Origin of the sequence: Streptococcus sp. 2018162 (assembly GCF_019754175.1) — a bacterium.
Taxonomy (GTDB): domain Bacteria; phylum Bacillota; class Bacilli; order Lactobacillales; family Streptococcaceae; genus Streptococcus; species Streptococcus hashimotonensis.
In genome coordinates this window covers 179,024-198,499 of record NZ_JAIJZP010000003.1, presented here as the reverse complement: position 1 = coordinate 198,499, position 19,476 = coordinate 179,024, and the positions used below count along the sequence as shown (strand labels likewise).

The window sequence follows — 19,476 nt, the reverse complement described above, 5'->3', positions numbered from 1 at the left end:
CTACGCCTTTATAACTACACAAACGTCGGAATATTTCTCCCAAACTACTTCGATATTGATTATAGATGATTTTTCGTCTATACTTAGGGGTGAAGACAATGTGGTATGTACACAGCCACTTTGTATGTGATAAACTATGTGCCTTTTGTGCCATACTTTTCTCCTCTCGCTTTACAATAGGCTTGAACACCTTTATTGTATCGCGTTTGGAGTTTTTTTGGTATAACCTTCGTCGCACACCCGCATAGCGGGTGGTTTATTTGTCACGCACCTTACGGAGCGTGACGGACTAAAAGTCACATAATCAGACAACCTCCAAAGGTTTGAGGAAACTTTGGAGGTTGGAGATTGAGCGAATGAATTTGTTTCTCTAAATCTAGCCAAGACTGTCTGTTTTTGATGTTCGAAGAATTTTATTCTACTTTACCTGTTACAAACATGGTAAAGCTTGCTGAAGCAAGTAGCTGTTTATCTTGGTTTTCTATCTTAACTTCGACGACCTTTGTCCTGCTTCCATCATGTGTGCAAGAGCCTATTACTGATAAGGTATCACCAAGATTAGCTGCCTTCATATAATGGATATTGGACTGTAGGGTAACAGAATAAGCCCCCCTTGCTACCGTTGTCAGACCTGCAACTGAATCTGCCAATGTGAAAAGAAAGCCTCCATGTGCTATGCCGTATGGATTGAGAGATTTTTCCGTCACCTTAGTAGTCAGTAGCACCTCTTTCTCATTGAGCATTGTAGCTTGATAGTCATCTAAAACCGTAATCGGTTGTAAGTTTAATTTATCTAACACTTTCATCCTCCTCTGTCTGCTGACTTGTTTGCATTTGATAATAAACGCCTTGTTCAGCCATCAATACTTCATGATTCCCTTGTTCAACAATTTTTCCATTCACCATGACCAAAATCAAGTCAGCTGATTGAATGGTTGATAGGCGATGAGCAATAATAAAACTGGTCCGTCCTTCCATCAATTTGGCAAATGCTTCCTGTACTAAAATTTCTGTCCGTGTATCAATAGAGGACGTCGCCTCATCTAAAATCAGGATTTTAGGTATTTTAACAAAGACACGCGCAATAGACAAAAGCTGACATTGTCCCTGGGATAAGCCCTCTCCTCCATCTGCCAAAACCGTATCGTAACCCTGTGGAAGCTGACGAATAAAGAAATCTGCATTAGCTGCCTTAGCCGCCTCAATGACCAATTCCCGCGTGGCATTTGGATAGCCATAGGCAATATTATCATGAATAGTACCAGATTTGATCCAAGTCTCCTGTAAAACCATCCCAATCTGTCTGCGAAGATCCTCACGACTGTACTGGCTAATCGGAACCCCATCTAAAGTAATTTGACCAGCCGTTACATCGTAGAAGCGCATAAGCAGGTTAATCATGGTTGATTTACCAGCACCAGTAGGTCCAACAATGGCTACCTTTTGGCCAGCTTTGACAGCAATGTCCAGATGTTCAATCAGAGAACGGTCAGGGCTATAGGAGAAAGACACATTTTCAAAGGAAATAGCTCCCTTCAGCTCCTCAGAGTCAATTTTCCGCTCAGCCTGATCATCAATGCTATCTAGAGCCAAGATAGCAAACAGTCTGTCTGCACAAGCTAAGGCGCTCTGCAATTCCGATAGGACCGAGGAAATATCATTAAAAGGCTTGCTGTACTGACTAGCATAATTGAGAAAAGTTGCCAGAGACCCCACTGTAAAATTTCCTGCCATAATTCTCAGCGCGCCAAGTCCTGCAAGTAAGGCATAAATAATAGCATTGATAAACCGCGTACTTGGATTGACCGTTGAAGAGGCAAAGATAGCCTGTTGGGAATAGGTCGCATACTGGTCATTCACAACTTGAAAACCTTGCGTAAATTGCTCTTGAGCATTGAAAGATTGAACCAGTGTCAATTGACTGATGGACTCTTCCAAATGCTGAGATTGCTTCCCACGTGCCTGAGTCTGTTGTCTATAATAACCATAGGATTTCTTAGCGATATAGCGTGCCACAAGCAGAGAAACTGGAGTTAATGCCACAACCAGCAACATCATCGTCAAGTCAAGCCTAGCCATAGTGAAAATAGTTAGGAAAATAGTCAAGATACCAATGAAAAATTGATTGAAAATCATCAAGAGACCATTTGTTAATTGCTCACTATCACTTGAAAAACGAGCCACCAAATCACCGACTGATTGACGATCAAGATAAGATAGGGGCATCTGGTGCAGCTTCACATAGACCTGTTCACGCAAATCGGCCACCATTCCGTAAACCAAGCGATTGGTTACCAAAGGTAAGTACCATTGCACCAGCGTATTAAGCAAGATAACCATTACCATTTTGCCTAAGATACCGAGTAAGACCTGACCATCTGCTATCAATACTGCATCGACTGCCTGACCAATCAAAATCGGCAGATAAACTGTCAGAAGCACTTGCACCAAAGTTCCCACCAACATCAAGGACATTCGAAGAGGTTGGCGTAAAACCAATCTGACCAGTTCCTTAAAACTAGATTGTCTCATAGCTATCCTCCTCTCCTTGTTGTTGCGATTGGTGAATTTCTTGATAAATAGCAGAGCTTCTCAGCAACTCCTCATGGCGACCAAGTCCAACTTGACGCCCTTGTTCCAAGACTAAAATCTGATCAGCTGTCCGTAAACTATTGGTTCTTTGTGACACCATGATTAAGTTTTGACCTGGTAATTCCTGGCGAATCGCAGCCAATAACTGACTCTCTGTCAGATAATCCAAAGCAGAGGTCGCATCATCTAAAACCAATATCGGTGCTTTCTGTAAAATAGCGCGTGCAATGGTCAAACGTTGACGCTGTCCACCAGAAAAATTCTTCCCAAAGGCTTCGACAGGGCTATCCAAACCACCCTTGTCTTCTATGAAAGATTTAGCTTGAGCAATTTCTAATGCAGACCATAGGTCACTATCAGATATTTCTTCCAATCCTAAAGATAGATTAGAACGAATAGTTCCAGCAAAAAGCTGAGCCTGTTGCGGAACGATGGCAATTCGCTGCCGCCATTCTTTTAAATTCTTAGGACTTTTTCCGTCAATGAAGAGAGAGAGCTGATTTGTTGGCACTGAATAGAATGCCTGCAATAAATCTACTAGGGTAGACTTACCTGACCCAGTTCCCCCGATAATTCCCATAAACTGTCCCTTACGTAAGTCAAAAGCAATGTCAGACAGGGACTCCTCAGCAGATTTTGGATAAGAAAAGGAAAGATGACGCACAGAAAAAATGATCTCCTTATCCTCGCTAACCACTTTTGGCAAACTAGACTCTACATCCTCAGATTCTTGTTCAAACACCTCTTGAATACGCTGTGCTGAAATGTAGGTCTGGTTGAGAGTAGACACGACCATAATCATCTTGACCAATTCTACTAAAATTTGTAAAAGGTAGTTGATAAGAGCGACCAACATCCCCTGTTCCAACAAATTGTGTGAAATGGCTATATTTCCCTGCCAGATGAGAATGAGTAAAGTGCTGTTGACCACTAAAAATGTCAATGGTGATAAAAGACTAGACCAAAAACCTGCCTGCAACTGTTGCTTCTTATAAATCTGATTTATGCCTTGAAAAGCCTTAATTTCCCGCTCTCTTTGTCCAAATGCACGAATCACTCGCCAACCAGTCACTGTCTCACGTACCTGCCCCACCAAACCATCTAATTCTTTTCGCATCGATTGATAAATACGGCTGGTCATAACAGAAATGACTGTCACTATAAAAATCAATAGGATAATCATTCCTAGAAAATAGGCAGATAGACTTGGGCTAATATAGAATGCCATGATGAGCGAACCAAATACGACAATTGGAGCACGTAAAAACAAACGAAGAAAAGTATTAATACCCGTTTGAATTTGTAAAGTGTCGCTGGTCAATCGTGTCAGCAAGCTGGATGAGGAAAGAATATCTCGGCTAGACTTGGGAAGGGAAAGAACCTTCTGATACAAGTCATTCGTCAGCTCTTTAGTCACTCCAACCGCTGCTTTAGCTGAATAATATTGCGCTATTAGTGAAACAATAATTCCAATACATGCTAGACCAACCAGTAAAAAAAGCATAGCAACCAGGTTTCCCTGGCTGCCATTTGGAATAATTGTATCAACGATATAGGCGATAATTAATGGTACCAAAAGCTCAAAACAAGCTTCCAATAGTTTGAAAACTGGACCTAATATGGATTCCTTAATATAGTCCTTAAAATATCGTGATAAAAATTTCATATTAACGGTGCTCCAAAGCCTGAACCGCAGTAATCAAGGTCAAGTTGTAAACATCATCAGGGTTACAACCACGAGACAAGTCGTTTACAGGCTGATTCAAACCTTGTAAAACAGGACCTACCGCTGCAAATCCACCCATACGTTCGGCAATTTTATAACCAATATTACCAGCTGAGATACCTGGGAAGATAAATACAGTCGCTTGACCAGCAACACTCGAACCTGGTGCTTTTAATTTACCTGTAGCAGGGACAAAGGCAGCATCAAATTGCAATTCACCGTCCAAATCCAACTCCGGACGCAATTTTTGAGCAATTTTAGTTGCTTCAACCACCTTATCAACTTTAGGACCTGAGCCAGAACCTTTTGTTGAATAGCTAAGCATTGCAACTTTTGGATCGATACCAAACATTTTAGCAGTACGTGCTGAGTTGATAGCGATTTCCGCCAAGGTTTGAGCATCTGGATCAATGTTGATAGCACAGTCACCAAAAATATAACGCTCTTCACCTTTTACCATCAAGAAGGCACCTGATGTTTTCGATACACCTGGCTCTGTTTTAATGATTTGAAGAGCTGGACGAACTGTTGAAGCGGTTGAATGAATCGCACCAGATACCATACCTTCTACTACGCCCATATATACCAACATAACACCAAAGTAGTTAACATCTTTCAACAACTCATGTGCCTGCTCTTCTGATACCTTACCTTTACGGCGCTCTACCAAAGCAGCTACCATCTCATCATATCTATCATAATGAGCTGGGTCAATAATTTCAAAACCTTCTGTAATCCCTTCAATGTCAAGGTAAATCTTAATACGATCTGGGTTTCCAAGCAAGACGGGTACTACATCCGACTCATTTACCAAACGTTTTGTCGCTTGCAAGATACGTGGTTCTTCACCTTCTGGCAATACGATACGTACTTTTTTACCCTCTAGCTTTGTAGCTAATTGCTCAAAAATTTTCATGAACAAACTCCTTAAATTTATTTACTTATTAACTGATTGATAACAGCCTGAAAATCCTCAGGAAGCGGTGCTTCCAAATCAATCCTTTCGGCTGAAAAAGGATTGTCGAAGGCTAAATTATGACAATGTAAGGCTTGACGTTCTATCCCACATTCCAAACTTCCACCATACATATCATCTCCTAACAACGGAAATCCAATGTGAGAAAAATGAACACGAATCTGATGAGTCCGCCCAGTATGTAGTTGAATATCTACTAAATGAATATCTCCCCACGATTGTACAACACGATAGGAAGTATGAGCATATTTTCCATTCTTTGTCACACAACGGGTAATGATGCTATCTGCTGGACGACCGATAGGGGCAATAATATCCCCTGTCTCTTCTAGCTGCCCATTCCCCTTCACCAAAGCATAATAACGTTTATGAATAAGCTTGGCTTGTAACTGCTTATCGAGTCGTGCATGGGCATAGCCGTGCTTGGCAAACAGCATGACGCCTGATGTATCCCTATCCAGACGAGTCACAATATGAACCTGCTTATTCTCATAATTCTGCTCAATAAGATAACCTTTTACAAAATTTGCGATTGTGGATGAATGCAAGGCAGAAGGAATGGAGGCGTAGCCAACCGGCTTATTTATCGCCAGAAAATGATCATCTTCATAGACAATATCCAACGGAAAGAAAATCGGCTTCAAACTACCAGTCAAATCCTCTTCAGCAGGTATGTCAATTGTAACCCTATCTCCAATATCTAGCAAGTAAGTTGCATTGCGTTCGATACCATTGACCCAAATATTGCCACCTGTGTACTTAATTTTGGCCAACAAACCTTTTGAAACACCATGTTTTTTCAAAAAAGTTTTAATTTTAGTATGCTGGTCCGCAATAAATTCAAACCGCATTATTCCACCTCTCCAATAAAGGCATCCTTCACACGATTCCAAAAACTAGTATGGCTTGGGGTGGCAACAAAGTGAATCTTATACTGATCAATCTGGTACTCAATTTTTTCAATGTTGTCATAGACATAGGTCTTATTATCAACAGCAATTGAATAGCGATCACTGTGCTTGGGTTCAATAACAATCTTGTCTTTTTTGGGAACAACAATTGAAGACCCTAGTGTGCGATAAACGCGATTATTCAAACTAGCCACTTCTGCTATTTGCAAGGCTTCAATGGTCGGATGCAAGACCGCGCCGCCTAAAGACTTGTTGTAAGCTGTTGAACCAGTTGGGGTCGAGACAGAAATTCCGTCACCTCGAAAACGTTCGAAGGGAACATTATTGATGATAATATCTGCCACCATCGTTTTAGATAAACGCTTGATTGTCGCTTCATTTAAGGCACGCGCCTCTACAACACGACCATCTGCCATTTTGACTTTGACATTTAAAATTGGATAGGAAACCCTTGCACCATTGTCAAGCTTGAGATTTTCAATCAATTTGTCCACCTCAAAGTCACGATAATCTGTATAAAATCCCAAATGTCCTGTGTGAATTCCAACAAAACGCACACGATCAATCAACTTTTCATACTTATGAAAGGCTGACAACAGCATACCATCTCCCCCAATGGAAATGACAATATCTGGATTTTTGGGTGTCAAAATAAAATTAGCTTGTTTTAATTTCGTCCATAATTCTTTGGACACTGCTTCACTCTGAGGACTTCGGCTAGCGAGCAGAGCGATTTTTAATCTACCTGTATTCTTCATCTGTGTCATCACTATTTCCAACACCGTCATTCAACTTACGGTGGGCAGGGTCAAACAAGGCCTGCGCCTCTTGAATGTCGTTGCGGATTTTTCGCATCTCCTCGTCTAATTCATAGGCAATTTTTGCAGTTATTTCTAAACGTTTCTTGATTTCTTCTGGAAAATTCCCCTTATACTTATAATTCAGCGAATGTTCAATCGTCGCCCAGAAATTCATGGAAAGGGTACGGATTTGAATTTCTGCTAAAACCGTTACATTGCCATTAATTGTGTCCACCGGATACTCAATCACCACATGATAGGAACGATAACCCGAAGCTTTCATATGATTGATATAATCGCGTTCATGGACAATTTGCATATCCTTGCGTTTACGTAAAATCGCTAGCACTTCTTCAATATCATCCACAAATTGAACCATAATCCGAAGTCCAGCAATATCCTGCATATCTTGAGCAAGATTTTCCAACTTGATATGCCGCAGGGCCATCTTCTCTTTGATAGATTCAATCGGTTTTACCCGACCTGTCACAAACTCAATCGGAGAATGACGATTAGCCTTGCGGTACTGTTTGCGAATCCCACGCAGTTTGATTTTTAGTTCCCCAACAGTTTGGATGTAGGGATCCAAAAACTCTTCCCAATTAAAATCCATATGGCCCCTTTCTTGTCAAAACTATAAAATTGTATTAGAATAACACAAAGACCATTCTATTATAACACATTGAAAGGGTTTACTGCATGAAAAACCACCTTGAAATTGAGTATAAAACCTTATTGACGAAATCAGAATACAAACGCCTACTTGCTGACTTTTCAGATGTAAATCCAGTCCTCCAAACCAATCACTACATCGATACTCCAAATCTTGATATGAAAAATAACCGCTTTTCGCTCCGAATCCGTACTTTTGAGGACATAGCAGAGCTGACTTTAAAAATTCCACAGGAAGTTGGCAATCAAGAATACAATCAAGTTTTGGACATCCACGCTGCTCAACAGCTATTAGAAAACTTTCAACTACCTGCTGGACAAATTGCCGATATCATCGCAGCAACAGATGTTCCGATTGACAGACTTGCTGTCTGGGGCAGTCTGACTACAAAGCGCTATGAAAAAGAAACCTCTATCGGACTCATGGCCCTCGATGAAAACACATATGCTGACAAAATTGACTATGAATTAGAACTAGAAGTCACAAATGCAGAAGAAGGAAAAATCCTATTTGATGAATTTCTACGAAAAAATGCAATCCATTTCAAATACGCTAGTAGCAAAGTTGCACGCACAGCAGCCAGTAAAAAATCAGTCAGTTAAGGCTGATTTTTTTGTTTGGTTACTGAAAAATTTCCATTTTTTTGATAAAATAAAGCTATCTATTGTAAATTATTCTTTTATGGTTTCCATAAAAGCTAGCTGTTTTAAAGGAGTTACTTAAAAATGAGTCAACCACTTGGTGAAAACAACATTAAAATTTTCTCGCTAAATAGCAATCGAGATATTGCTGAAAAAATTGCTGCTTCAGCAGGTCTTCCTCTCGGAAAACTATCTTCACGCCAGTTTTCAGACGGAGAAATCCAAATCAATATTGAAGAATCAGTTCGCGGTGTGGATGTTTACATCATTCAATCTACTAGCTTCCCAGTTAATAATCATTTATGGGAATTACTAATTATGATTGACGCCTGCAAACGTGCTAGTGCTAACTCAATCACTGCGGTTATGCCCTACTTTGGCTATGCACGTCAAGACCGTACAGCATCTCCTCGCGAACCAATCACAGCAAAATTGGTTGCTAACATGCTCGTAAAAGCTGGTGTTGACCGTGTATTGACTCTGGACCTACATGCGTCACAAATTCAAGGATTTTTCGACATTCCAGTTGATAACCTTCTCACTGAACCGCTTTTTGCATCTTACTACATGGAAAAAGGTCTCTGTGGTGATGACGTCGTGATTGTCAGTCCAAAAAATTCTGGTATCAAACGTGCACGCAACATCGCAGAATTTTTGAATGCACCTATCGCTATTATTGATTACGCACAAGATGATTCCGAGAGAGCTGAAGGCTATATCATTGGGGATGTTGCTGGCAAAAAAGCTATCTTGGTGGACGATATCTTGAATACCGGACGTACTTTTTCTCAAGCTTCAAAAATTGTCCAAGAAGGTGGCGCAACTGAAATTTACGCAGTTGCCAGCCATGGCTTGTTTGCTGGAACGGCTGCTGAGTTGTTGGATGCATCTCCAATCAAGGAGATTCTTGTAACCGATTCAGTTGCAAGCAAAGAACAGCATCCTAAAAATATCGCCTTCCTAACAGCTAGTGACTTGATTGCAGATGCCATCCACCGTATCCAAGAACATCAGCCACTCAGCCCACTTTTCAAATTTACTAGTCCTGAAAAAGAAAACTAGGAGTAAACTCTTTGATTTATTTAGATAATGCAGCAACCACTGCTCTATCTCCTACTGCACTCCAACGGATGATGGAAGTGGCTCAAGAAAATTATGGAAACCCCTCCAGTATCCATCAAAGCGGTCGAAAAGCCAATCAATCTCTTAGACAAAGTCGTCAAGAGATTGCTCAGATTCTCTCCGCCTCTCCTGAACAAATTATTTTCACATCTGGAGGCTCCGAAGCTGATACTTTAGCTATTCAAGGCTATGCACTTGCACATCAATCCAAAGGAAAACACCTGATTACTACGGCTATCGAACACCATGCTGTCCTCCATACCATGCAATATCTAGAGGAGCGGTTTGGGTTCGAGGTAACCTATATCCAACCAGTCGATCAAGTAATCACCGCTCAACAAATTCAGGATGCCCTTCGACCAGATACTATTTTAGTCAGCGTCATGTTTGCTAACAATGAGACCGGTCAGCTACTTCCCATCAAGGAAATTGGAGAGCTCCTAGCCGATCATCAGGCCGTCTTTCATGTAGATGCTGTCCAAGCAATTGGAAAAATTGCAATTGCTCCCTCTGACTACGGAATTGACTTCCTCGCAGCCTCTGCCCATAAATTCCATGGTCCAAAGGGGATGGGATTCCTGTATAGTAAAGTTCATAAATTTGATTCCTTGATCCACGGCGGAAAGCAAGAACAGCAACATCGAGCAGGTACTGAGAATCTCCCTGCTATTGCTGCTATGGCAACTGCCCTAACAGAACAATATGAGTCCTTAGATACGCATCATAAGCATGTCAGTGAACTGCGACAACATATTATCAAGGGATTGTCTGGCTTAGACTATTATCTCAATCAGGCTGGACCTCATCTCCCTCATGTCCTTAATATCGGTTTTCCTGGTAAACTTAATGAACAACTACTCATGCAACTAGATTTGGCAGGTATCGCTGTTTCTAGCGGTTCCGCATGTACGGCAGGTGTTGTCCAAAATAGCCATGTTTTAGAAGCTATGTATGGAAAAGACTCCCATCGTCTGAAAGAATCCATTCGTATCAGCCTATCTGAAATCAATACAAAAGAAGAGATAGATACTCTTATCATCGAACTAAAGAAAATACTTGGAGGTTAAAATGGCATTCCAACAATCAGTTACCTTAAAAGATTGTAATTTTACTTATCACATTAGCCCTGCTATCAAAAAATATACACTCCGTGATAACACCTTTGAACAAAGCAAAGCAGGTCACTATCAGCTTACACGTCTTCTGGAAGAAATTCCAAATTCAAACCAAGGATTCCTCTTGAAAATTATTATCAATCAAGACCTAACAGGTTTTAAAATTAACATTACCGACAAGTCTGGTCTTCATCTGGTAAACATTTTTAAACCAGAAAGTAACAAGGTTATTCAAGAAAAATTCTATTTCCTCATGGATAGCTTGATTGACCGTAACATCTTTACAAAAGAGGGTTAGTATGATTGAAATTCACTATCTTGACGCTTACAAGCAAGAACGTATCCAAACATTTGAGAATAAGGATGCAGCCATTCTGGCTTTTTCCGGTTGCTTAACCCTCCCAGACTATTATCCAGTTACCAGCATTACACAAGACGGACAAGCTCTGGATTACAAAGGGACAATCGGGGATCTCTATCGCTATTTACAAACACTAGATTAGACAGTTTCCTGTTTAATCTTTTTTTAAAATCAATCTGTTGATTTTTTCACAAACTTGGACTAGAATAGAATAAAGAACTGTTTAATATATAAATAATCGATAAAGCGTATTCTATCGAAATAAAGGAGTCTAAAGTGAAGAACGATAAAAAATCTGATATTCCACGCGCAACTGCCAAACGTCTATCCCTCTACTATCGCATTTTTAAACGTTTCTATGCAGGAAATATTGAAAAAGCTAGTTCAAAAGAAATTGCCGAAGCTATCGGAATCGACTCAGCTACCGTCCGCCGAGATTTTTCCTATTTTGGAGAGCTTGGTCGTCGTGGCTTTGGCTACAATGTCAAAGAGTTGATGGATTTCTTTGCGGATATTCTAAATGATACCTCCATCACCAATGTTATGCTTGTTGGAGTCGGGAATATGGGGCGGGCCTTGCTACACTATCGCTTCCACGAACGAAATAAAATGAAAATAGTCATGGCTTTTGAAGCAGATGATAATCCAGCTGTTGGAACGACAGATGAAAATATCCCAATCCATGCAATCTCAGAAATCAAGGAACGTATCGGCGAAGCAAACTCTCAGACAGCCATTCTAACGGTACCCAGCGTCAAGGCACAAGAAGTGACCGATATTCTTGTTGAAGCTGGTGTTAAAGGGATTCTGAGCTTTTCACCAGTTAACTTGTCTGTCCCAAAAGATGTCGTTGTTCAGTATGTTGATTTGACTAGTGAATTACAGACACTACTCTACTTTATGCGAAAAGGATAAGCAATGAAAAAACCAGTTATTGGTATTTCTGGAAATGAATATAAAACAGGGGATCATACAGAACCCCTGCTTTCTTATACCCAGACTTGCCTCGTACAAGCTATTGAAGATGCTGGCGGACTCCCACTCATCCTTCCTGTTACAGAGCCTGATTTGGCAAAATATTATATCCATCTTATTGATAAACTCATCCTAACAGGAGGACAAAATGTCCAGCCAAGTTACTATCACGAAGAAAGGACTATTGACAGCGATAACTATCTACCAAAGCGTGACGAGTTTGAATTAGCCCTCATAAGGGCTGCCCAAGAAAATCAGAAACCTATCTTCGGTATCTGCCGAGGTCTACAGCTCTACAATGTAGCTCAAGGTGGTAGCCTTCATCAATCAATTTCTGAACATTGGCAAGACATAGACGGACAAGAAGTCAGTCAAACGATTCAACTGACTCAAAATAGTCCACTTTACGACATATATAAGTCCGATCCGAGTGTAAACTCATTTCACCGCCAGGCTATCAAAGACTTAGCACCTGACTTAGAAATCATTGCACTATCGGATAATCAACAGATTATTGAAGCAGTTCATTCAGCCTACCCAACTAAATTTTTAGGGGTTCAATGGCATCCTGAACTACTCTACGGTAAACGTGAGATTGAAAAAGACCTCTTCTACTATATTGTCAATAAACTTTAAAATAACTCACTTTCTTCTCTAAAAGAATAGTAATCCTTATTTCCAACAATTAAATGATCTAATAATACCAGTCCTAGCTTTTCGCAGGACTCTTTTAAATTCTCCGTAAATAGCAAATCATTCCTACTCGGTTGTACTGAACCCGACGGGTGGTTATGAACGATGATAATCGATGTTGCCATACATTTTACTGCGTAATGCAAAATTTCACGTGGTTCTGCAATGCTACGATTAACACTCCCGATAAAAATTGTTTTTTGACTGATAATCTGGTTCTGTGTATTAAGATAAAGTGCAACCAGATGCTCCTGCTTCTTATGCCCAATTTCATGAATCATCTTACGTCCCAACTTCTCACTTCCCAAAATTCTCTCATTTAAGAGTAGCTCTGATTGATTGATACGTTTTCCAAGTTCAATCATAGCCTTAATTTCAATCGCCTTAACGCGCCCAATTCCAGTCAAACTTTGCAATTCTTCAATTGATAATTCTCTTAGAGCCGCTAAACTCTCTAAACGATTCAATAATTTATTGGAGAGAATAGAAACAGGTTCTTTTTTTGTTCCAGTTCTAATAAAAATTGCTAGTAATTCCTGATTACTGAGACGCTCAGCTCCAACTTCTACTAAACGTTCTCTAGGTAGAGTGGCCTCTTCTTTAAATTCAATTTGATACATAATTTCCTCCTCACCTATCTATTCGTAAAATCTTGCAAAAAAAAGAAGCCATATAAAACCAAAGAATATCTCCTCAGTCTTATACCACTTCTTTATTCTTAATATATAGATGTTTTATTGTCCATAATCATACTGATTATAACTCTTATTGAAGGAATCTAAGATGTCTTTTGCAGTTTCATTATATGGAGTTGTTGATTCAAGAACTCCTTTTACAATGATACGTTGTGTTGCATTATAGTCCGTACATGTTACCAAGGTAACTTCTGTACGTCCTTCTACATCATCAATGACATAGACACTTTCAGGCGAAACAATTTCCACACTATCAATAACGTAGGTGTAAACATTGGTCTTGTCAGTAATATAGATTTTCATGCCGTTTTTAGCACGATCAAGCGGTGAAAAGAGAACATCTGCCGCACCAGTTACACCAAAAATATGGTGGCTGGCCAACGCATAATTTCCTTTCCCCATCTCTTGGTTTTCCTTCATGGTACCAGCTCCATACATGAGCGAAGTATTGAAGACCCCTTTAAAAATAGGAAGGTTGATACCAAGCTCAGGAACCGCAATTCCACCAATTACAGGTAAGCGTTGTGCATCCCACTGAGCTGCTAAAATAGCCTCTGTAGAAATAGACTGAACCTGATCGAAATCAAATGTTGTTTCAGCCTGTTTATTCTTTTCGATATCCTCTGTCGTAACATTGCTAATCTGGTATTTATTCGTATTCCAGCCGATAATAAAATTACGGATAGAGGTGTTGAATATCAACGCTAGGGAAATCAGTATCAATACAACTGTTAAAAGATTGCGCCAAAAAGAGCCTTTACGCTTCTTCTTTTTTTCACGTTTTGACATGATTATTTATTCCTTTTCTTCTTTTATTTCGGCAGCATCTACCAAGGCAAAGGTCATGATTTTCGCTTCATCATTCAAACGCATCACTTTTACACCCATGGTTGAACGACCAGTTTGAGAGATATTGGCAACACTTGTACGAATAATCACGCCAGTATCGGTAATAACCATAATATCTTCATCACCAGATACCGTTGTCAAACCTGCCAGAGAACCATTCTTCTCAGCAACTTTAAGAGTCTTGATACCCTTGCCACCACGACCTTTGGTTGGATACTCACTGGCTGGTGTACGTTTACCAAAACCTTTTTCCGTCAATACGAGTACTTCTTGGTCATCAGAAATCATAGTAGCGCCAACTAACTGGTCTCCCTCGCGTAAATTGATACCACGAACACCTGTTGCTGTACGGCCCATATTACGAACATCTGTTTCAGTGAAACGTACAGAATAACCGAACTTAGTCCCCATAATAATGTCTGCTTGACCATTTGTTAAGAAAACATTGATGAGTTCATCGTCTTCTTTCAAATTCAAAGCTTTCAGACCGCTCTGGCGAATATTGGCAAATTCTGACACACTAGTCCGTTTTACAACACCTTGGCGGGTTGCAAAGAAGAGATAGCTATCTGCCTCCTGGTCCTTAGTTACATTGATAATAGTTTGAATTGCCTCGTTTTCTTCCAATTTAAGCAAATTGACTACTGGAAGTCCCTTTGCAGTACGACCATATTCTGGGATTTCATAGCCTTTGAGACGGTAAACACGTCCCTTGTTAGTGAAGAAGAGCAAGCGATCATGAGTGCTTGTAGAAACTAATTCTCGTACAAAATCATCATCCTTGACGCCAGTTCCTTGAACCCCACGTCCTCCACGCTTCTGAGCTTGAAACTCATCCTGTGCTAAACGCTTGATGTAGCCTTGGTTTGACAAGGTGATTAAAACATCCGTTTCTTCAATCAAGTCCTCATCTTCAAGGGAAAGAACTTCACCAACCATCAATTCTGTACGGCGTGGGTCAGCATATTTACGTTTGACTTCTTCTAATTCGTCTTTAATAATCTGAACAACACGCTCAGGCTTAGCTAGAATATCAGCCAAATCTGCAATCAATGCCACTAACTCATCATATTCTGATTGAATCTTGTCGCGTTCCAAACCTGTCAAACGACGAAGACGCATATCAAGAATAGCCTGACTCTGACGTTCAGAAAGGTCAAATTTCTCCATCAATTCAGCTTGAGCAATAGCATCAGTTTCTGAATTACGGATAATACGAATGACTTCATCAATATGGTCAAGTGCAATCAGCAAGCCTTCTAAGATATGAGCACGCGCTTCAGCCTTTTCTTTATCAAATCGTGTACGGCGAGTGACTACTTCTTTTTGGTGTTCAATATAAGACTCTAGAATCTGACGTACAGAAAGGATTTTCGGTACACCATTTTGGATGGCCAACATGTTGAAACTAAAGTTGGTTTGAAGCTGCGTTTGCTTAAACAAATTATTCAAGATGACGTTGGCTGAGGCATCACGACGAACTTCGATAACAAATCGTACACCCTCACGGTTGGATTCGTCTCGAACAGCAGTGATTCCTTCAATACGTTTTTCTTGGACTAATTTGACAATATGTTCTTGAACCTTGGACTTATTGACCATGTATGGAAACTCTGTAACAACAATCCGTTCACGACCATTTCCATATTCTTCAATTTCTGTGCGGGAACGAAGAACTATTGAACCTTTACCAGTTTCATATGCACGGTGAATTCCAGATTTCCCCATAACCAAGGCACCTGTCGGAAAATCTGGTCCAGGCAAGACTTCCATAATCTCACGTGTTGTTACCTCGGGATTGTCCATAACCAGCTTAACTGCCTCGATAGTCTCACCCAAGTTGTGTGGAGGAATATTGGTAGCCATACCAACGGCGATACCAGTCGTTCCGTTAACTAGAAGGTTAGGGAAACGAGCAGGTAAAACCTCAGGCTCACGTTCACTCGCGTCATAGTTGTCCGCAAAATTTACCGTATTCTTGTTAATATCACGAAGCATTTCAAGCGCAATCTTGCTCATGCGTGCTTCTGTATAACGCTGAGCGGCTGCTCCGTCGCCATCCATGGAACCAAAGTTTCCGTGACCATCAACTAACATGTGACGGTAGCTCCACCATTGTGCCATACGAACCATTGCTTCGTAAATCGCACTATCTCCATGTGGGTGATATTTACCCATAACATCCCCTGTGATACGGGCTGATTTTTTATGTGGTTTATCCGGTGTAATTCCTAATTCATTCATCCCATACAAAATACGGCGATGAACCGGCTTCAGACCATCACGTACATCAGGCAGAGCACGTGAAACGATAACACTCATCGCATAGTCGATGAAGGATGATTTCATCTCATTGGTCAGATTAACCGTTACTAAATTTTTATCTTGCATTATATGCCTCTTTCAACAGTCATTGTGCTTCTATTATACCATATTGGCGAATAAATTTCTTTGTTGGAAACTAGCATGTAAACATTTTCAAAGGCGCTTTCACAAGTGACAAAAAGCTTAAAACATGCTAGAATGTATTATGGTCGGGATGAAGTCATCCCCAAATAAAACTAAGGAGATGTTTAGCAATGACTGCAACTAAACAACACAAAAAAGTAATCCTTGTCGGTGACGGTGCCGTAGGTTCTGCTTATGCTTATGCTCTTGTTAACCAAGGGATTGGTCAAGAATTGGGTATCATCGATATCAACAAAGACCGTACTCAAGGTGATGCAGAAGATTTGAGCCACGCATTGGCCTTCACATTCCCTAAAAAAATCTACTCTGCTGAGTATTCAGATGCTCATGACGCAGACTTGGTTGTATTGACAGCTGGTTTGCCACAAAAACCAGGTGAAACTCGCCTTGAATTGGTAGAGAAAAACCTTCGTATCAACCAACAAATCGTTACAGAAATCGTTAACTCTGGTTTCAACGGTATCTTCCTTGTTGCTGCTAACCCTGTTGACGTATTGACTTACTCAACTTGGAAATTCTCTGGTTTCCCTAAAGAGCGTGTTATCGGTTCTGGTACTTCTCTTGACTCAGCTCGTTTCCGTCAAGCATTGGCTGAGAAAATCGGTATCGACGCACGTTCAGTTCACGCTTACATCATGGGTGAGCACGGTGACTCAGAATTTGCAGTTTGGTCACATGCCAACGTTGCTGGTGTGAAATTGTACGACTGGTTGCAAGATAACCGCGATATTGATGAGCAAGGTCTTGTTGACTTGTTTGTATCTGTTCGTGATGCAGCCTACTCAATCATCAACAAAAAAGGCGCAACTTACTACGGTATCGGTGTTGCACTTGCACGTATCACTAAAGCAATCTTTGATGATGAAAATGCAGTACTTCCATTGTCAGTTTACCAAGCTGGTCAATACGAAGGTGTTGAAGATGTCTTCATCGGTCAACCTGCTATCATCGGTGCCCACGGTATCGTTCGTCCAGTCAATATCCCATTGAGCGAAGCTGAATTGCAAAAAATGCAAGCATCTGCTAAACAATTGAAAGACATCATCGACGATGCTTTCGCAAACCCAGAAATTGCAGCTGGTGTAAAAAACTAATTATATAAAATAGTAAAAAAGGTGAGCAATAGCTCGCCTTTTTTACCTTCTAATATCATAACGTAACATAGCAATTCCATCTGTGACAGTTGACTCTACCAAGAGCAATTTCTTTTCTTCCAAAAGTGAGGCAAAAAGTGGAATACCGTCACCCAAAATAGTAGGAATAATCCCAATAATAAGGTGATCAATCACTCCTGCCTCTAAACAGTCCTGAACCAGACTCGCCCCACCAAACAACCAAATATCTCCGCCTTCTTGAGAGCGAAGTTCCATAATCTCCCCGATGACGTCCCTTACGAAACGCACATTATCATAGTCCGTCTGCTCAGTATGACTCGCAACGATAAATTGCTTTTCCTGATGTCCTTCAATCATTTCCAACGGACAATCTTCTAATGATTTTCTCCCCATCACAACTGTATCACAGTTGTTAAAGAATTTTTGATTATCAAACTGTAAGACCGTATCGTATTTATCGGTACCATGTCCTTCAATCCAATCGTAGCTTCCATCCTTACGTGCAATAAATCCATCTAAACTCATTGCAATATTTAACACCAATCGTCTCACAATTAACCTCATTTCATACCTTAGTGACAAACTATTATACCAGTCATTCTTCCTATTCTCAACCAAAAGTCCCTATAACTCCTCTTCCTTTGAATAGGACAATTATTCATTTCCTATACAGCAAAGAACATGATAAAAAGGCCCACTGGACCTTATTCGCTTTCGTATTTTCGAGCTCATGATAAAAAGGTCCACTGGACCTTATTCGCTTTCGTATTTTCAAGCTCATGATAAAAAGGTCCACTGGACCTTTTTATTTATTTAGATTTGATATAGTTGATACCGTCTGCTTTAGGAGCGACTGCTTTACCAAAGAAAGCAGACAGGGCAATAACAGTAATCAAATATGGTGCAATTTGAAGATAAACCGTTGGAATATCTTTTAATCCTGGTAATTGTCCACCCACTACTGCCAAACTTTGCGAAAGACCGAAGAATAGACTGGCAAGCATAGCGCCAATTGGATTCCACTTACCGAAAATTACAGCTGCTAGAGCGATGAAACCTGAACCTACGATTGTTGTTGCAGAGAAGTTGATATTCACTGATTGAGCACTTACAGCTCCACCAACACCACCAAGGAAACCAGCAATCAACACACCTGCATAACGCATAGCGTAGACATTGATTCCCAAAGTATCCGCTGCCTGCGGATGTTCACCTACTGAACGAAGGCGCAAACCGAACTTGGTTTTATAAAGGATGAACCAAGCAAGAAATGCTGTTGCAATAGCTACATAACCCATCAAGCTTGTATTTTTGAAGAAAATTTCACCAATGATTGGAATATCTGCCAAGATAGGGAATGAAAATTTACCAAATGATTCAGTAATACTATCAGTTTGACCCTTATTATAGATAACCTTGACTAGGAAAACTCCCAATGCTGGAGCCAAAAGGTTCAACACCGTACCTGATACAACGTGGTCTGCACGGAAATTAATCGTCGCCATCGCATGAATAGCGGCAAAGATAACACCAGCAAGACCTCCTACAATAACAGCTAATAATGGAGTAGCATTACCAAATGTCCCTGCAAATTCGATATTGAAAACAACACCAGCAAAGGCACCGATAACCATGATTCCTTCTAGACCAACGTTTACAATACCACCGCGTTCAGAGAAAACTCCTCCAAGACTGGTAAAGATTAAGGGTGCTGAATAAATCAACATTTGCGAAATGAGTAAGGCAAGAATTGAAACATTCAT

The 19,476-nt window shown here is 40.5% G+C and carries 21 protein-coding genes; 8 read left to right on the top strand and 13 right to left on the bottom strand.

From position 1 onward, the window contains the following. From K5Q22_RS04930 to K5Q22_RS04895, 8 genes are all read right to left on the bottom strand, one after another. A partial coding sequence (locus tag K5Q22_RS04930; RefSeq protein WP_221868585.1) for a transposase occupies positions 1–154 on the bottom strand: 154 nt, incomplete at its 3' end. A gap of 259 nt (positions 155–413) precedes the next feature. Further along, on the bottom strand, positions 414–806 hold the full coding sequence (locus K5Q22_RS04925) for a PaaI family thioesterase (RefSeq protein ID WP_205013631.1): 393 nt from the start codon (positions 804–806) through the stop codon (positions 414–416). Further along, a complete protein-coding gene (locus K5Q22_RS04920; RefSeq protein WP_205013632.1) occupies positions 790–2,532 on the bottom strand; it encodes an ABC transporter ATP-binding protein in 1,743 nt (580 codons plus the stop codon). The genes K5Q22_RS04925 and K5Q22_RS04920 overlap by 17 nt, the downstream gene beginning before the upstream one ends. Next, a complete protein-coding gene (locus K5Q22_RS04915; RefSeq protein WP_205013633.1) occupies positions 2,519–4,258 on the bottom strand; it encodes an ABC transporter ATP-binding protein in 1,740 nt (579 codons plus the stop codon). The genes K5Q22_RS04920 and K5Q22_RS04915 overlap by 14 nt, the downstream gene beginning before the upstream one ends. Before the next feature lies 1 nt (position 4,259). Continuing rightward, positions 4,260–5,234: a phosphate acetyltransferase gene (pta, locus tag K5Q22_RS04910; protein ID WP_012775151.1), complete on the bottom strand. Its 975-nt coding sequence runs from the start codon at positions 5,232–5,234 to the stop codon at positions 4,260–4,262. A 17-nt stretch (positions 5,235–5,251) separates the two neighbouring features. After that, positions 5,252–6,145, bottom strand: a complete 894-nt coding sequence (locus K5Q22_RS04905) for an RluA family pseudouridine synthase (protein WP_205013634.1) — start codon at positions 6,143–6,145, stop codon at positions 5,252–5,254. Next, the gene (locus K5Q22_RS04900; protein ID WP_105107052.1) at positions 6,145–6,963 is read right to left on the bottom strand and encodes an NAD kinase; all 819 of its coding nucleotides are present in this window, start codon (positions 6,961–6,963) and stop codon (positions 6,145–6,147) included. The genes K5Q22_RS04905 and K5Q22_RS04900 overlap by 1 nt, the downstream gene beginning before the upstream one ends. Further along, the gene (locus K5Q22_RS04895) at positions 6,947–7,618 is read right to left on the bottom strand and encodes a GTP pyrophosphokinase family protein (RefSeq protein ID WP_172098817.1); all 672 of its coding nucleotides are present in this window, start codon (positions 7,616–7,618) and stop codon (positions 6,947–6,949) included. The genes K5Q22_RS04900 and K5Q22_RS04895 overlap by 17 nt, the downstream gene beginning before the upstream one ends. An 86-nt stretch (positions 7,619–7,704) precedes the next feature. Here K5Q22_RS04895 and K5Q22_RS04890 point away from each other — a divergent pair, with 86 nt between their 5' ends. The 7 genes from K5Q22_RS04890 to K5Q22_RS04860 all read left to right on the top strand — a co-directional run bounded on the left by K5Q22_RS04890 (position 7,705) and on the right by K5Q22_RS04860 (position 12,528). Then, complete coding sequence (locus K5Q22_RS04890; RefSeq protein WP_205013636.1) at positions 7,705–8,280, top strand: CYTH domain-containing protein; 576 nt, start codon at positions 7,705–7,707, stop codon at positions 8,278–8,280. A 123-nt stretch (positions 8,281–8,403) separates the two neighbouring features. Beyond that, positions 8,404–9,381, top strand: coding sequence for a ribose-phosphate diphosphokinase (locus tag K5Q22_RS04885; protein WP_205013637.1), 978 nt, complete (start codon positions 8,404–8,406; stop codon positions 9,379–9,381). Positions 9,382–9,392: 11 nt separating this feature from the next. Next, complete coding sequence (locus K5Q22_RS04880; protein WP_136628198.1) at positions 9,393–10,508, top strand: cysteine desulfurase family protein; 1,116 nt, start codon at positions 9,393–9,395, stop codon at positions 10,506–10,508. 1 nt (position 10,509) lies between these two features. Then, entirely contained in the window at positions 10,510–10,854 is a 345-nt protein-coding gene (locus K5Q22_RS04875) for a DUF1831 domain-containing protein (RefSeq protein ID WP_024385282.1), read from the top strand. A 1-nt stretch (position 10,855) separates the two neighbouring features. Continuing rightward, a complete protein-coding gene (locus K5Q22_RS04870; protein ID WP_024378702.1) occupies positions 10,856–11,059 on the top strand; it encodes a DUF4649 family protein in 204 nt (67 codons plus the stop codon). A 134-nt stretch (positions 11,060–11,193) separates the two neighbouring features. Beyond that, the gene (locus K5Q22_RS04865) at positions 11,194–11,832 is read left to right on the top strand and encodes a redox-sensing transcriptional repressor Rex (RefSeq protein WP_024385283.1); all 639 of its coding nucleotides are present in this window, start codon (positions 11,194–11,196) and stop codon (positions 11,830–11,832) included. Positions 11,833–11,835: 3 nt separating this feature from the next. Then, on the top strand, positions 11,836–12,528 hold the full coding sequence (locus K5Q22_RS04860) for a gamma-glutamyl-gamma-aminobutyrate hydrolase family protein (protein WP_044762790.1): 693 nt from the start codon (positions 11,836–11,838) through the stop codon (positions 12,526–12,528). Here K5Q22_RS04860 and radC read toward each other — a convergent pair. The 3 genes from radC to gyrA form a co-directional block, all read right to left on the bottom strand. Continuing rightward, on the bottom strand, positions 12,525–13,205 hold the full coding sequence (radC, locus tag K5Q22_RS04855) for a DNA repair protein RadC (RefSeq protein WP_024385285.1): 681 nt from the start codon (positions 13,203–13,205) through the stop codon (positions 12,525–12,527). The two genes, K5Q22_RS04860 and radC, sit on opposite strands and share 4 nt — an antisense overlap. 114 nt (positions 13,206–13,319) lie before the next feature. Next, the gene (locus K5Q22_RS04850; protein WP_024385286.1) at positions 13,320–14,069 is read right to left on the bottom strand and encodes a class A sortase; all 750 of its coding nucleotides are present in this window, start codon (positions 14,067–14,069) and stop codon (positions 13,320–13,322) included. Between the two features lie 6 nt (positions 14,070–14,075). Next, the gene (gene gyrA, locus K5Q22_RS04845) at positions 14,076–16,520 is read right to left on the bottom strand and encodes a DNA gyrase subunit A (protein ID WP_024402193.1); all 2,445 of its coding nucleotides are present in this window, start codon (positions 16,518–16,520) and stop codon (positions 14,076–14,078) included. A 188-nt stretch (positions 16,521–16,708) separates the two neighbouring features. Here gyrA and K5Q22_RS04840 point away from each other — a divergent pair, with 188 nt between their 5' ends. Further along, the gene (locus tag K5Q22_RS04840) at positions 16,709–17,692 is read left to right on the top strand and encodes an L-lactate dehydrogenase (RefSeq protein WP_002940816.1); all 984 of its coding nucleotides are present in this window, start codon (positions 16,709–16,711) and stop codon (positions 17,690–17,692) included. Positions 17,693–17,734: 42 nt separating this feature from the next. On the opposite strand, the gene K5Q22_RS04835 is transcribed toward K5Q22_RS04840, so the two are convergent. Both K5Q22_RS04835 and K5Q22_RS04830 read right to left on the bottom strand, forming a co-directional pair. Beyond that, positions 17,735–18,265 (bottom strand): dihydrofolate reductase family protein, encoded by a 531-nt coding sequence (locus tag K5Q22_RS04835; RefSeq protein ID WP_105119042.1) that lies wholly within the window; start codon positions 18,263–18,265, stop codon positions 17,735–17,737. Positions 18,266–18,522: 257 nt separating this feature from the next. Then, complete coding sequence (locus tag K5Q22_RS04830; RefSeq protein ID WP_002940834.1) at positions 18,523–19,476, bottom strand: ABC transporter permease; 954 nt, start codon at positions 19,474–19,476, stop codon at positions 18,523–18,525.